This is a genomic window from Proteus sp. G2626, assembly GCF_009915985.1.
Classification (GTDB): domain Bacteria; phylum Pseudomonadota; class Gammaproteobacteria; order Enterobacterales; family Enterobacteriaceae; genus Proteus; species Proteus vulgaris.
Genome location: NZ_JAABNH010000026.1, coordinates 1 through 13,018 on the forward strand (window position 1 = coordinate 1; position 13,018 = coordinate 13,018).

General features: G+C 37.6%; 15 protein-coding genes and 1 other RNA gene. 8 read left to right on the top strand and 8 right to left on the bottom strand.

All coding sequences use genetic code 11. The annotated features are described in order from the left end of the window. Both GWJ05_RS18590 and GWJ05_RS11045 read left to right on the top strand, forming a co-directional pair. Window positions 1-200 (top strand): hypothetical protein (locus GWJ05_RS18590; RefSeq protein WP_237585113.1); only part of this gene is annotated, 200 nt, incomplete at its 5' end. A gap of 68 nt (window positions 201-268) precedes the next feature. Further along, window positions 269-1,390 carry a colicin-like pore-forming protein gene (locus GWJ05_RS11045; RefSeq protein ID WP_161681408.1) on the top strand — a complete coding sequence of 374 codons (1,122 nt, stop codon included), beginning with the start codon at window positions 269-271 and terminating at the stop codon, window positions 1,388-1,390. 22 nt (window positions 1,391-1,412) lie between these two features. Here the strand turns inward: GWJ05_RS11045 and GWJ05_RS11050 are convergent, their stop codons facing one another. The 3 genes from GWJ05_RS11050 to smpB all read right to left on the bottom strand — a co-directional run bounded on the left by GWJ05_RS11050 (window position 1,413) and on the right by smpB (window position 3,152). Further along, on the bottom strand, window positions 1,413-1,754 hold the full coding sequence (locus GWJ05_RS11050) for a colicin E1 immunity protein (protein ID WP_237585125.1): 342 nt from the start codon (window positions 1,752-1,754) through the stop codon (window positions 1,413-1,415). Window positions 1,755-2,243: 489 nt separating this feature from the next. Then, window positions 2,244-2,610, bottom strand: a transfer-messenger RNA (tmRNA) gene (gene ssrA, locus GWJ05_RS11055). Window positions 2,611-2,669: 59 nt separating this feature from the next. Beyond that, complete coding sequence (gene smpB / locus GWJ05_RS11060) at window positions 2,670-3,152, bottom strand: SsrA-binding protein SmpB (protein WP_036935288.1); 483 nt, start codon at window positions 3,150-3,152, stop codon at window positions 2,670-2,672. A gap of 155 nt (window positions 3,153-3,307) precedes the next feature. Between smpB and GWJ05_RS11065 the strand changes: the two genes are divergently transcribed. Together GWJ05_RS11065 and GWJ05_RS11070 are read left to right on the top strand one after the other, a co-directional pair. Continuing rightward, window positions 3,308-3,742, top strand: a complete 435-nt coding sequence (locus GWJ05_RS11065; protein ID WP_006533588.1) for an SRPBCC family protein — start codon at window positions 3,308-3,310, stop codon at window positions 3,740-3,742. Beyond that, on the top strand, window positions 3,732-4,028 hold the full coding sequence (locus tag GWJ05_RS11070) for an RnfH family protein (protein WP_373364692.1): 297 nt from the start codon (window positions 3,732-3,734) through the stop codon (window positions 4,026-4,028). Before GWJ05_RS11065 ends, GWJ05_RS11070 begins: the two co-directional genes overlap by 11 nt. A 206-nt stretch (window positions 4,029-4,234) precedes the next feature. On the opposite strand, the gene bamE is transcribed toward GWJ05_RS11070, so the two are convergent. The 3 genes from bamE to nadK all read right to left on the bottom strand — a co-directional run bounded on the left by bamE (window position 4,235) and on the right by nadK (window position 7,359). Then, the gene (gene bamE, locus GWJ05_RS11075) at window positions 4,235-4,597 is read right to left on the bottom strand and encodes an outer membrane protein assembly factor BamE (RefSeq protein ID WP_036935295.1); all 363 of its coding nucleotides are present in this window, start codon (window positions 4,595-4,597) and stop codon (window positions 4,235-4,237) included. A gap of 113 nt (window positions 4,598-4,710) precedes the next feature. Beyond that, window positions 4,711-6,372: a DNA repair protein RecN gene (gene recN / locus GWJ05_RS11080; protein WP_036935298.1), complete on the bottom strand. Its 1,662-nt coding sequence runs from the start codon at window positions 6,370-6,372 to the stop codon at window positions 4,711-4,713. 87 nt (window positions 6,373-6,459) lie between these two features. Continuing rightward, the gene (gene nadK, locus GWJ05_RS11085) at window positions 6,460-7,359 is read right to left on the bottom strand and encodes an NAD(+) kinase (RefSeq protein ID WP_036935301.1); all 900 of its coding nucleotides are present in this window, start codon (window positions 7,357-7,359) and stop codon (window positions 6,460-6,462) included. A 100-nt stretch (window positions 7,360-7,459) separates the two neighbouring features. Between nadK and grpE the strand changes: the two genes are divergently transcribed. Continuing rightward, on the top strand, window positions 7,460-8,071 hold the full coding sequence (grpE, locus tag GWJ05_RS11090) for a nucleotide exchange factor GrpE (RefSeq protein ID WP_087803270.1): 612 nt from the start codon (window positions 7,460-7,462) through the stop codon (window positions 8,069-8,071). 118 nt (window positions 8,072-8,189) lie between these two features. On the opposite strand, the gene ung is transcribed toward grpE, so the two are convergent. Then, a complete protein-coding gene (gene ung / locus GWJ05_RS11095; RefSeq protein ID WP_036935306.1) occupies window positions 8,190-8,870 on the bottom strand; it encodes a uracil-DNA glycosylase in 681 nt (226 codons plus the stop codon). Window positions 8,871-9,204: 334 nt separating this feature from the next. Between ung and grcA the strand changes: the two genes are divergently transcribed. After that, complete coding sequence (gene grcA / locus GWJ05_RS11100; protein ID WP_036935309.1) at window positions 9,205-9,588, top strand: autonomous glycyl radical cofactor GrcA; 384 nt, start codon at window positions 9,205-9,207, stop codon at window positions 9,586-9,588. 145 nt (window positions 9,589-9,733) lie between these two features. Here grcA and srmB read toward each other — a convergent pair whose 3' ends face one another. After that, window positions 9,734-11,098, bottom strand: a complete 1,365-nt coding sequence (gene srmB, locus GWJ05_RS11105) for an ATP-dependent RNA helicase SrmB (RefSeq protein WP_036935312.1) — start codon at window positions 11,096-11,098, stop codon at window positions 9,734-9,736. 265 nt (window positions 11,099-11,363) lie between these two features. On the opposite strand from srmB, the gene trmN reads away from it, so the two are divergent. Together trmN and rpoE are read left to right on the top strand one after the other, a co-directional pair. Further along, the gene (gene trmN / locus GWJ05_RS11110; protein ID WP_036935315.1) at window positions 11,364-12,119 is read left to right on the top strand and encodes a tRNA(1)(Val) (adenine(37)-N(6))-methyltransferase TrmN; all 756 of its coding nucleotides are present in this window, start codon (window positions 11,364-11,366) and stop codon (window positions 12,117-12,119) included. A gap of 295 nt (window positions 12,120-12,414) precedes the next feature. Next, window positions 12,415-12,993, top strand: coding sequence for an RNA polymerase sigma factor RpoE (gene rpoE, locus GWJ05_RS11115; protein WP_023581594.1), 579 nt, complete (start codon window positions 12,415-12,417; stop codon window positions 12,991-12,993). Window positions 12,994-13,018 lie beyond the last annotated feature (25 nt).

Here is a 13,018-nt window from a genome sequence, read left to right on the forward strand (position 1 = left end):
TCACAGTAAATAAGCCACAAAAGCCTGTTATTATTTCTAGTAATAATAATAAACTAACTAATAGCTCAAACAATAGAGAATTAGCTACCAATAAAGGTGTAATGCATTTTAATGGTGTTGTTATTGAGCAACTCGAAACATTTAAAAAGAAATATTTTCTTACAAAAGAAGCCGTTAATTTAGTCAAGATAAATTGGTAGAGTCTGTTATTAGTTTATACAGTAAAGAAAATAGTATTGATGATAATAATGTAAACTCAGTAAAATTTATGGAATTTAGTGAATTTGATAATAATTCATTTGATGAGTTAGATCTTATGTCTACGATTCCTGCAGAAAACTTAATTAATAACCCTGACTTAATGTCTGGCACACTTAATGAAATTGCAAAAAACAACGGTACAGTTAATGTTAATGCAAGAATGGCTGTAATTAAAGAAAATAATAAAGCGAGTGCAGCGTTAGTTAGAACCGATGGTGTATTGGTGACGAAAGAAGTGCCTGTGTATCCCGCCAATTATATTGGCAATGGCTATCATATGGATATTAAAAATTTGGGAATAGAATATGCGCTTTTACCAGCAGATTCTTATAGTGGACTTGGTTTGCAAGGGAATATTATTCAAAAATATTCAAATGAAAATAAAAAGTTCTCATATCCAGAAAAAGTAGAATTACCTAATAAGGTAGAAAACAAAAGGATAGAAGTACCATATCCACATCAATTTAATGATGCAATTATTGTATTTCCTAGAAATTCAAACTTACCGCCTTTGTATGCTTATTCGGGCTTCCCTGCAATTGCACTTAAGGATAAAGATCCGCGCCCTCAGCAGGAAAAAGAATTTAATGACATCAAAGATGGGGTGAAGTTTACAGCATCATTTTATGAACAAATAGCTAAAGAATATGGGGTAAAAGCCGAACAACTATCTAGGGAGTTAGCAGAACAAGCAAAGGGAAAAACTATTCGTAATGCTGATGATGCAGCTAAGGCTTATGAAAAATATAGAGCTAATACTAAAAAGCGGATCAATGCAGCAGATAGAGCTGCTATCGTAAAATATATAGAGTCAATCAAAGTCGAGGAGCTTGCAAAAAGATTACAACAATTCAGTAAAGGAATGGGATATATTAACAAAGCTATTTATACCTATGAACTATACGATGAGTATAAAAAAGCTATAAAAACTGATAACTGGAGGCCATTTTTTGTTAAAGCTGAAACAATAGCTGTTGGATATGCCGCTCCTGTTGTCGTGGGATTTGCATTTAGTATGCTATTAGGTGGCCCAGTTGGGATATTAGGCTATGGATTAATCATTGCAACTGTTGGAGCTTTAATCGATGATAAACTAATCGAAAAAGCAAATAAGCTAATAGGAATTTAATTACATAGATATTAAAGGCCATTTATATATTATATAAGTGGCTTTTTACTAGAATAGTTATTATACAAAGTATAGAAATAGGGATGGCAAATATAAAAACCATTATGGAATATAGTGCTAATATACCTTTTTTCCCAGGAGTATCTATAAACCAACCTTTATTCCAAAATTCTCTAGTGGTAAATTTTAAGAAGAAGCATTCAACAGCCCATTTAGCAAATGGATATAAAATAGCGTTGATAATACTCATAAATAACCAGAGAAATCCATCTCCTAAACGGAGTTCTTCCCACGAAAGAATCACATGAATTGCAAGAATGAAAAATCCCCAGAACATATTATTAACATAATATTTTTTATTCATATTCAGCTCCTAATGGGCAATTAGTTCTATTTTATAGCATACTACATTAATGTTAATGATTCTTATTTTCAATGCGGTTTAAGGTTTTAATTCTAGATAATTTCACTTGTTTTGCTGAGACATTCTCATTTGTGCAATCACTTATTGTAGGTTACATCTATCCTACAATAAGGAACCAATAAGACATACAAATAAAAGGGTTTATCATCCTGACGTGTTAAGCAAGAGGATTAGGTGATATGCATATTATTTCGTATTTAATGAATTAATATTGCTCTGGAATTCTTCTTAATGTGGGATTGAAAGAAATAATTTATTACACTTTGTTACAAATAGAAAACCCCGAGGAATGACCCTCAGGGTTTTGTTTTCAAATGCACGTGCATTTCGCGTGCACTTTCAAGTCCTTTTGTTGTTCGTGTGTAGTCTTGATGATTTCGCTAACTTCTTGTTTTTGAAACCGTTGTCCTATCACTGACCCACCAAATTTGGTGGAGCTGGCGGGAGTTGAACCCGCGTCCGAAATTTCTACGTCCTCGGTACTACATGCTTAGTCTATCTTTAATTTCACTTACCCACTGCGGACAGACGCGCCATGAATAAGCTAGCTTGATTAAGTTTAACGCTTTAACCCCAAGCTAGGTCTCCACGCGATCTCTTTTGGGTTTGACCTCTCTTGATCCCCGTCTTAAGAGCGGAAGCTAGGGAGAGAGGGCTCTACGCAGGTTATTAAGCTGCTAGTGCTTCGTACTGATTGTCGTTTGCGACTATCTTTTTTGCGGCTTTTTACGAGGCCAACCGCCCCTCGGCATGCACCTTGGGTTTCGCAAATCCCGTCGAATCCAGAATCAGCCCCAAGTTGTTGAAAGCGAGTATATCAGAAAAATACTTGTAATTGCTAGTACTTAACACAATTTAGCGGTTAGCATTTTTCATGATACGTGCTTTGTCTAATTTCCACTCACGATCTTTAATGGTATCGCGTTTATCGTGATCTTTTTTACCTTTGGCAACGCCAACTTTAATTTTACACCACGCATTTTTCCAATAAAGAGAAAGGGCAACGACGGTGTATCCATCACGATTGATTTGACCGTAAAGTGAATCTAATTCGCGTTGTTTTAATAATAGTTTACGGGTACGAGTCGGGTCACAAACGACATGGCTTGATGCAACATTTAAAGGAGTAATGGTTGCACCAAAAAGATAAGCTTCGCCATCACGCATGATAACATAGCTATCACTGATGTTTGCTTTACCGGCACGCAGTGATTTAACTTCCCAGCCTTGTAACGACAGACCCGCTTCTATCTCATCTTCGATGAAATATTCATGGCGAGCGCGTTTGTTTAACGCAATGGTCGCAGAACCAGGTTTGTGTGATTTTTTCTTTGTCATAATGTCCACATTATACTGTATGAGCAATAGAAAGAAATCATTTAACCGACTGTTTTCTTTTCAATTGCATAAAACTTAAGCTATATTCCATTAGATTTTTAATTAGTCACTGTTCAATGATATGATCCACACAGTGTTGTCGTACAGGAATAACTATGCCTCAGATTAGTCGATCTGCTCTCGTGCCTTTTAGCACAGAGCAAATGTTTAAACTGGTTAATGATGTTCTTACTTATCCCGATTTTCTACCAGGATGCGTTGGAAGTAAACTGATCAAAAGCACACCAGAAGAAATGATTGCATCAATAAATGTCTCTAAAGCGGGAATTAGTAAAACATTTACTACCCATAACTTTTTAAAGACCAATGAACGTGTTGATATGCGTCTTGTTGATGGTCCCTTTCGTAAATTAACGGGAGGATGGGTGTTTACCGCACTTGATGATAATGCGTGTAAGATAGAATTTCAGCTAGACTTTGAGTTTACTAATAAATTAATTGAGTTGGCTTTTGGCCGTATTTTTAAAGATTTAACGAACAATATGGTTCAGGCGTTTACTCACAGAGCGAAAGAGATTTATCGTGACTAAAATATGGGTAGAGGTAACTTACGCGTTACCCGATAAACAGTACCTAATCCCTGTAGAGTTAACGTTAGGGGAGACTGTTGAACAAGCCATTATTGCTTCGAATATATTAACGATTTGTAATGATATTGATTTAACTAAGAATAAAGTGGGTATTTATAGTCGACCAGCAAAGTTAAGTGATAATGTGCGAGACGGAGACCGAGTTGAAATTTATCGACCGTTAATTGCCGATCCGAAAGAAATGCGTCGTAAACGTGCTGAAAAAGCCCGACAAAAAGCGGATTAATATTATGTTTTTTGCCTCTAAATACAGGGCGCTATATACTGCATTGATAGGCAGATTGATTACAGACAGATACAATAAAAGACAACACGACTATAAAGTCATTTCTCTCTATAAAAACACACCCCAACGTCAAATTTAACGTATGGGGTGCAATTCGTTTTTGCCAATCTTATACAAAACTAAGCTTTCTTAGCACAATGACAGCATTATGCTTTGGTTGCAGGCGCTGAGAAATTAGGCATATTGCCTTGTTTGTCAATCTTAGTCAGTATGCCATTGCTATCAAAAGTCAGTGTCAGGGTTTCTTGACGTACTTTCTGATGGCCTGGCTCTTCACGGAAAACATAATACCAAGTTTGGCTTCCGAAAGGATCTTTAAGCATTGGCGTACCAAGGGCAAATTGAACTTGCTGCTGTGTCATTCCTTGCTGAACTTTCGCGACTTCAGCCGGTGTTAAGTAATTTCCCTGATTAATATCTGGGTGATAAACCAGTCTCTCGAACATAGAGCAACCTGAAGTCATTACGACTAAAGATAAAGCGGCAACTTTTAACAGTTTAAAACGCATGGTTATTACATTCCTTTTAGGGTCATAGTGACGATGATAATCGACAACGCAGCAATTGAAAACCTTTCACGCTCTGCCTATGACCTTAAATATCAATAAAAGTTTGTTAATCGTTATGCTGCCAACAAATCTTTCGCATTTGCTAACGTATTTTTGGTGACTTCACTACCTGCTAATAAGCGAGCAATCTCTTGTAAACGCTCTTTTTTCGATAATAATTTCATTGTGGTTTCTGTCTCTTCACCGTTTGTCTCTTTATTAACAAAATAGTGTTGATGTCCACAACCTGCCACTTGAGGTAAGTGAGTGACGCACATTACTTGGGTTGACTCACCCAATTCTCGTAATAATTTACCGACAATAGCCGCTGTAGGACCACTGATCCCCACATCCACTTCATCAAAAATCAGGGCTGGTGTATCCATTTTTTTCGCTGTGATCACTTGAATTGCGAGTGCAATACGGGATAACTCACCACCAGAAGCGACTTTAGAAAGGGCTTGGTGAGGTTGTCCAGGGTTTGTGGTGACATTAAACTCAACTTTTGTGGCACCATCGATTTGTAGTGAGCTGTCATCGAAGTAAGTATCAACAGTGAAATAACCATGAGGCATTGATAACTGATGCATACTGTTAGTGATAAGTTGGCTTAACTCATTAGCATATTGTTGGCGAACTTGATGTAATTGTTTAGCAATGTCTAACGCAATTAAATGATCGGTTTTTACTTTTTCGATTAAAGTTTTACAGTCATCATTTTGGCGTAGTAAGGCATTTTTTTCTTCCATGAGTTGCTGATGCAGATCGTATAATTCTTCAGGTGCTACGCGATGCTTGCGTGATAAACTAATGTATTTGGACATGCGCTTTTCAACTTCAAATAAGCGATTGGGATCCATTTCTAAACGATCGCTATAATGGCGAAGTTCGTCACTGACTTCACTAATTTGAATTGAGGCTTCTTCTAGCATCTCTAATAATGAATTAAATTGGCTCTCCATAGAGGTGAGCTCTGTAATTTCATGTTTAGCGACATTGAGCATACTTAAAATATTTTGCTCTTCATTGTCACTTAAGAGTTGTAAGCTATTTTGGCTTAAGGTCAAAAATTGCCCGCAGTTAGACAGACGTTTATATTCTTGATCTAATTCAGGATACTCGCCTTGTACCGGTTGAAATTCATTAAGCTCTTTTAAATGATAATCAACCAGTTGTTGCCTTGCTTCTCTTTCTAGAGAGAGTTGTTGAAACGCTGCCAATGTCTGACAACTTTGATGCCATGTTTGATAGGCTGATTTCATGCTTTTTAATAGAGTTGGTTCATGGGCATAAATATCAAGCAGTTGTTTTTGATAGCGAGGCTCTAAAAGTTGTTGGTGAGCATGTTGCCCATGAATTTGGATCAACAAAGAGCCAAGCTCCCTTAATTGAGAAAGGGGGACGGAAGTACCGTTGATAAAACCACGAGAACGCCCATCAGTAGAGATGGTTCTTCTTAATAAGCATTCGTTATGATCATCAAGATGATGTTCTTCAAGCCAACGCTGTGCCGATGGCGTGTCAGAGAGTGAGAATCGTGCGCATAAATCAGCTCTGGCTGCACCTGGGCGCACCATATTGGCATCACCACGGTTACCTAAGCATAAACCTAGTGCATCAATGGCTATAGATTTACCAGCACCAGTTTCACCCGTAATGGTCGTCATGCCACCAGAAAAATCGATTTCAAGTTCACGGACTATGGCAAAATGACTAATAGTTAATTGAGTCAGCATAGTGCCTCTCCTGTGTATAAAAACATATCTGTAATTACATACAGTATAAACTGGTTTTTTATACAGTAAAGTAGTGAGGCACAAAAATTAGAACATTTTTTTCGACCAGCCTAATTTTGAGCTGAGTGTATTAAAATAATTGTAATCAGTCGGATGAACTAAATTGAGTTTTTGACGGCTACGTTTAATGATGACTTCATCGCCTTCTTTAATAGGCAACACTAATTGACTATCACAACTTACTTCGTAATCAATATTTGTTTGTGAGAATTTTAGGCGAATTTGACTATCACTACTGATAACTAAAGGTCGTGCTGACAAGGTATGTGGAAACATTGGTACTAGTGCAATAGCATCAAGATTGGGCGTTAAAATAGGGCCACCAGCAGATAATGAATAGGCGGTTGAACCCGTGGGGGTGGCTATAATTAAGCCATCAGAACGTTGTGAAAAGGCAAAGCGATCATCAATGTAAACTTCAAACTCAATCATATGAGCCACTTTACCGGGATGAAGCACGACTTCATTTATTGCTGTGCCAATACGTGTTCTTTCACCTTCAGCGCAGACTCGAGCTTCAAGTAAGAACCGTTTTTCTTCACGATAGTGTCCAGCTAAAACATTGGTTAATTGTTGTAAGGCATTATCAGGATCAAGATCTGTAAGAAAACCTAAATTACCGCGGTTAACACCAATCACTTTGATGTTATAGCGCGATAAAACACGAGCTGCTCCAAGCATGTTGCCATCACCTCCGACGACAATAACCAGATCAGCGGCTTTTCCCACCTGTGTTAAATCACCTGTTTGTGCATTTCCAAGTTTTAGCTCTTGAGCGACTTGTGTATCGATAATAACATCATAGCCTTGAGCCTGTAGCCAATGATAGAGCATTTCATGTGTTGAAAGTGCCTCAGGATGGCGGGGATGGCCGACAATGCCAATACATTTAAAGTGTTTTTTTTCCGTTACGGTATTATCTGGCATTTTTTTACCCTCGTTTTGCGCCAATTCCTTGAAACCCGTTTATTGATCCCCATAATAAACTAAATATGAAGATGAATACCAAAACTACGCGGAGATGTTCATGAGTAGTAAAGAACAAAATGTACATGAAGAGCAAGTCTCAAAAGAAAAAGAAGGAATGGGATCGGTAATGGATGATTCTCAAGAGCAGGTTATGACCGAAGAAGCGCAAGCAGATTTTAATGCCCAAGCTGAATTAGTTGAGGCATTAGCGCGTATTGATTCTCTTGAAAAACAACTGGAGCAATCACAAAAAACAGAGCGTGAAGCTATGGCTCGTGCTTTAGCTGAAGTTGAAAACGTGCGTCGCCGTACTCAACAAGATATTGAGAAAGCACATAAATTTGCACTTGAAAAATTCTCTAATGAGTTATTGCCTGTACTTGATAATTTAGAACGCGCTTTATCTGCGGCTGATCATGAAAATGAATCGCAAAAACCAATGATTGAAGGGTTAGAGTTAACGTTGAAATCATTCTTAGATGCCGTTCGTAAATTTGGCATTGAAGTGGTTGAAGAAAAAAATGTGGCTTTCAACCCTGATGTTCACCAAGCGATGACATTGATTGATAGTCCTGAACATGAATCTAATCATGTTGTTGATGTTATGCAAAAAGGATATACCTTAAATGGTCGTTTATTACGTCCAGCTATGGTTATCGTTTCTAAATAGCATTAATAAAAGTATTCGTTATCACACGTTTTATTTAGTGTAGATAAAGTAAACCGCACAATACGAAGTTTATAAATCTTCAAGTTATTGTGCGGTTTTATATTTTTAAAGGCAGGTCTTACTCAATCGCGTCAAGATACCAATTGATAGGTGTTCGGCCTTGTTGCTGTAAAATATCATTAGCCTGTTTAAAATGACCACAGCCTAAAAAGCCTCTATGTGCAGAAAGTGGTGATGGGTGAGGGGCTTTTAAGATAACGTGTTTATTTGTATCAATAAAACGACCTTTTTTCTGAGCATGCGCTCCCCAAAGTAGGAAAATAACCCCTTCTCTACGCTGATTAATTTGCTCAATAACAGCATCTGTAAATATTTCCCAACCATAATTAGCGTGAGAATGTGCTTGGCCTTTCTCTACGGTCAATACGGTATTAAGTAATAAAACTCCTTGTTTGGCCCAACTTTCTAAATAGCCATGGTTAGGTCGCTTAAAATCAGGGTATTCTTTTTCAAGCTCTTTATACATGTTAACTAGTGAAGGGGGAGCCGGTACTCCTGGGCGGACTGAAAAAGAGAGCCCATGTGCTTGGTTTGGACCGTGATAAGGATCTTGCCCTAAAATAACAACCTTCACATTTTCAAAAGGTGTAAAACGAAAAGCATTAAAAACGTCTTCCTGAGGAGGATAAATAATTTTGCCTGCATTCCTCTGTTGTGCAACTTGAGACATAATTTGATGAAAATAAGGCTTTTCTTTTTCAACGCCTATTACATCATGCCAGGTTAATGGTGTAGTCATAACATAAAATCCTTGTTGATATCTTATAGTATCTAAGCTTACAGATTTCATTGAATGAATGAAAATATAACGGTTTAAAAACTAGAATTAATTGGAAACTCAAATTTTCTTTTAAAATTTACAAAAAAAATTGCAAATTAGCAGGGCGTGATTATTGATTTAAAACAACACTTTGCATCTCGTTGAACAAAATGCTTATGAATTTTATTGATATTAATCAAAGAATGAGGCCATTTATACTGGTATATAAGTAGACAGAAACATTGGTTAGACCAAATACCCAAGTTCTGATACGAGATTAGAATTTGATTTTGTGCCCACATTGGAGGTCGAAATGATTACTGGTATCCAAATTACTAAAGCTGATAACGATGATTTATTACACTCTTTCTGGTTATTAGATGATGAAAACGGTGAAGCACGTTGCATTTGCGCTAAAAAAGGCTTTGAAGAAGGCCAAGTGATTGACCGTAAAGAATTAGGCAATATCGAATACCGTGAAGTGCCTGTAGAATCTAAACCGGTTGTTCGTGTAGAAGGCGGTCAACATCTTAATGTTAACGTATTAAGCCGTGAAACATTGGAAGATGCAGTTAATAATCCTGAGAAATATCCTCAGTTAACGATCCGTGTTTCTGGTTATGCTGTGCGCTTTAACTCACTGACGCCAGAACAACAACGTGATGTTATTACTCGTACTTTCACTGAAAGTCTGTAATTTTTTACTAAAGTAATAAGTTAATGATAAAGCCCGATATGAAAATATCGGGCTTTTTTTATGCTCGAGCAGTGTTATTCAATAATAAAAAACCGTAGCAATATTAATTCGCTACGGTTCTAAATAAATAAAGAAATAATGCAGATTATTCGCTATCAGTCGGCATTTCTTTTGCTGAGTTTACTGGTGCTGCACTTTTTGTCGCGCTATTGGTTGCCGTTTTGCGGCGCTTACCAATATTTTTACGATCGCGGGCGCGCACTTTTTCTTTAACTGCTTTTTTCTCTTCGTCTTTTTTCGCTTTACGTTTAGCCAGCACTTTTTTAGATGGTTTAAACGTTGCTTTTTGACTCGGTGCTTTAGTGGTTGGGCGTAACTCAGCGACGACACGGTATTTAATTGGCTCTTGAACGTAACGGCCAATCTTACCTAGTAATGGGTGATCGTGCGCTTCAACTAATGAAATGGCGATACCTTTACGCCCTGCACGCCCTGTTCGACCAATACGGTGCAAATAAACGTCGGCGGTGCGGGGTAAATCAAAGTTAAATACGTGAGTGATATCATCTAAATCAAGACCTCGAGAAGCAACGTCTGTTGCGACCAATACATTCATTTGTCCTGATTCTAAACGTTTTATCGCATCATTACGTTGTGTTTGCGCCATCTCACCTTCAAGGTAGCTACATTTAATACCTTGCTTTTCTAATGCAGAGACAAGTTCTCTTACTCGTTCTCTTTTACGCACAAAGACAATTGATTTTTTAACATCGTCTTGCTTTAGTAATGCGGTCAGTAATGCTGTTTTATGTTCAAGATTATCAGCATGATAATAGAACTGCTGAATTTTTTTACGTTCACGACGTGAAGGGTCTGCATTCAGTTCAACGGGTTCATTAAGGATACGTTGTGCAAAATCAATAACGGCATTACCTTCAAGTGTTGCAGAAAATAGTAATGTCTGTTTGCGCCAGCGAGTTTCGCCCGCAATGGTTTCAATATCATTAGCAAAACCCATATCTAACATACGGTCTGCTTCATCTAAAATCAGCATTTCTACCGCACGACAGTCAAAGTTTTCTTCTTTGATGTACTGTAATAAACGGCCTGTTGTAGCAACTACGATATCTTGGTTCTCGCTGAAAACTTCAGCGTGATTCATATAAGCAACACCGCCCGTGATAGTGGCGATATCTAAGTGTGTGTGCGCACATAATTCTTTTGCCTGCTCGGCAACTTGCATGGCAAGTTCGCGTGTTGGTGTCAGGATAAGAATACGTGGCGGGCCTGATTTTTTACGTGGATAATCAAGCAAGTGTTGAATTGCCGGAAGCAAAAAGGCCGCAGTTTTCCCCGTGCCTGTTGGCGCAGAGCCTAAAATATCACGCCCATCCATTGCTGCTGGAATGGCATCTGCTTGAATAGCAGTAGGACGTTGATATCCTTTTTCTTCTAATGCGGTCAATAAACTTTCATCAAGTTCAAGACTGGAAAATGTCGTGGCTGTCATTGTATACCTCTGTTTAGGGCGCGGATTTTGACATTATCCCCTGTTAAAAGCCAGCGGATTTACCGCTATCACATTATATATTACCGATAGACGAAGGTATTCGTTGTTTTTTAGGCTTAATCTAAATAAGCGCGCATCGTATACAAATAGTTTAATGTTAAGATAGGGGTTGCAGAAGCGTTATCATACCATATATCTCTTTTTCAACGACATGAATGATAAGTAATAAAAAAGAGATAGTAAGACGAATCAATAGAGCCAATAGATGAATCAAAAGAAAGTGAAAAAAGCTGGATTACGCAAAGGCGGTTTTACATTTAAACAATTTTTTGTTGCTCATGATAAGTGTGAAATGAAAGTCGGGACAGATGGCGTCTTATTAGGAGCTTGGGCACCCATCGAGAATGTAAAAAGAGCTCTTGATATTGGTACGGGAAGTGGATTAGTTGCTTTAATGTTGGCTCAACGGGCTAACCAAATTGAGTGTATTGATGGCATTGAACTTGATGAGCATGCGGCATTACAAGCCATAGACAATGCCCAAGCATCACAATGGTGTTCATTAATTCATATTTATCATTGTGATATTCATCATTATGCAGAACAAACACAAAATAAATATGATTTAATTGTCAGTAATCCTCCTTATTTTGAGCCTGCGATCGCCTGTCGCAATGATGTACGCGAACAAGCGCGTTATACCAAAACGTTAACGCATGAAGGATTATTAGACTGTGCGCAATCGCTTATTACAGAAGAGGGTTTATTTTGTGTTGTGTTGCCTTATACTATTGGAAAGCAATTTATTGAAATAGCAGAAAAAAAAGAGTGGTGTGTAGCTAAACGGGTTAATATCAAAGACAGTGCAGACAAACCTTATCATCGAATTTTGTTAGCGTTTCAAAGACAAAGTGAAAGTTGCATTGAATGTAATATAGAAGAGCTTATTATTCGACATAACGAAGGCCATTACACCGATAAGTTTCAATCTTGGGTAACTGACTTTTATTTATATTATTAAATCTATATTTAATAATACATTGTTTAAGATTATATATATTGTTGTAAGTAATCGTATATATCTAAATGATATCATTGTGTTATCGTTGTTTTATTGGCAAATTGCATTTTGGTTGGTGATCACCATGATGATTTTTTTGTGATTCATCTCTTAAAATAATGATTGAATTGAACTTCACTCTATTTTTACGCTCTAACTCATGTAGCTCATAAAAACGAGAAGGAATAACGAGAGTAAATATGACGGAGTCATTTAAAAATAGTGCGAAGCTAGACTTCGGGAGAGTCCATCTCTAATGAGCGAGCAGTTAACGGATCAAATGTTGGTTGAAAAGGTACAAAATGGTGACCAGAATGCGTTTAATTTGCTGGTTATCCGCTATCAACATAAGGTAGCAAGCCTGATTTCCCGTTATGTACCACAGGGTGATGTGCCAGATGTTTCGCAGGAAGCCTTTATTAAAGCTTATCGAGCCATAGGTTCTTTTCGTGGTGATAGTGCTTTTTATACATGGCTTTACCGTATTGCGGTGAATACCGCAAAAAACTATCTGGTTGCACAAGGGCGACGTCCGCCTTCAAATGATTTAGATGCGAGTGATGTCGAAAATTTTGAATCACCTAATGCATTGAAAGAAATTTCGAACCCTGAGAATTTAATGTTGTCTGAAGAGTTACGGAGAGTAGTTTTTCACACCATAGAGTCATTACCTGAAGATTTGCGAGTTGCTATAACACTTCGGGAACTTGATGGACTGAGCTATGAAGAGATAGCCGTCATTATGGATTGCCCTGTTGGAACAGTACGTTCACGTATTTTTAGGGCACGAGAAGCTATTGATAATAAGGTTCAACCATTAATACAAGAATTTTGATTGTGGGTGAACCATCACTGACTGA

Bases quoted from the DNA above. Each gene is read 5' to 3' on its own strand.
- GWJ05_RS11045 (WP_161681408.1), top strand. From the start codon at position 269: ATGGAATTTAGTGAATTTGATAATAATTCATTTGATGAGTTAGATCTT.
- GWJ05_RS11050 (WP_237585125.1), bottom strand. From the start codon at position 1,754: ATGAATAAAAAATATTATGTTAATAATATGTTCTGGGGATTTTTCATT.
- smpB (WP_036935288.1), bottom strand. From the start codon at position 3,152: ATGACAAAGAAAAAATCACACAAACCTGGTTCTGCGACCATTGCGTTA.
- GWJ05_RS11065 (WP_006533588.1), top strand. From the start codon at position 3,308: ATGCCTCAGATTAGTCGATCTGCTCTCGTGCCTTTTAGCACAGAGCAA.
- bamE (WP_036935295.1), bottom strand. From the start codon at position 4,597: ATGCGTTTTAAACTGTTAAAAGTTGCCGCTTTATCTTTAGTCGTAATG.
- recN (WP_036935298.1), bottom strand. From the start codon at position 6,372: ATGCTGACTCAATTAACTATTAGTCATTTTGCCATAGTCCGTGAACTT.
- nadK (WP_036935301.1), bottom strand. From the start codon at position 7,359: ATGCCAGATAATACCGTAACGGAAAAAAAACACTTTAAATGTATTGGC.
- grpE (WP_087803270.1), top strand. From the start codon at position 7,460: ATGAGTAGTAAAGAACAAAATGTACATGAAGAGCAAGTCTCAAAAGAA.
- ung (WP_036935306.1), bottom strand. From the start codon at position 8,870: ATGACTACACCATTAACCTGGCATGATGTAATAGGCGTTGAAAAAGAA.
- grcA (WP_036935309.1), top strand. From the start codon at position 9,205: ATGATTACTGGTATCCAAATTACTAAAGCTGATAACGATGATTTATTA.
- srmB (WP_036935312.1), bottom strand. From the start codon at position 11,098: ATGACAGCCACGACATTTTCCAGTCTTGAACTTGATGAAAGTTTATTG.
- trmN (WP_036935315.1), top strand. From the start codon at position 11,364: ATGAATCAAAAGAAAGTGAAAAAAGCTGGATTACGCAAAGGCGGTTTT.
- rpoE (WP_023581594.1), top strand. From the start codon at position 12,415: ATGAGCGAGCAGTTAACGGATCAAATGTTGGTTGAAAAGGTACAAAAT.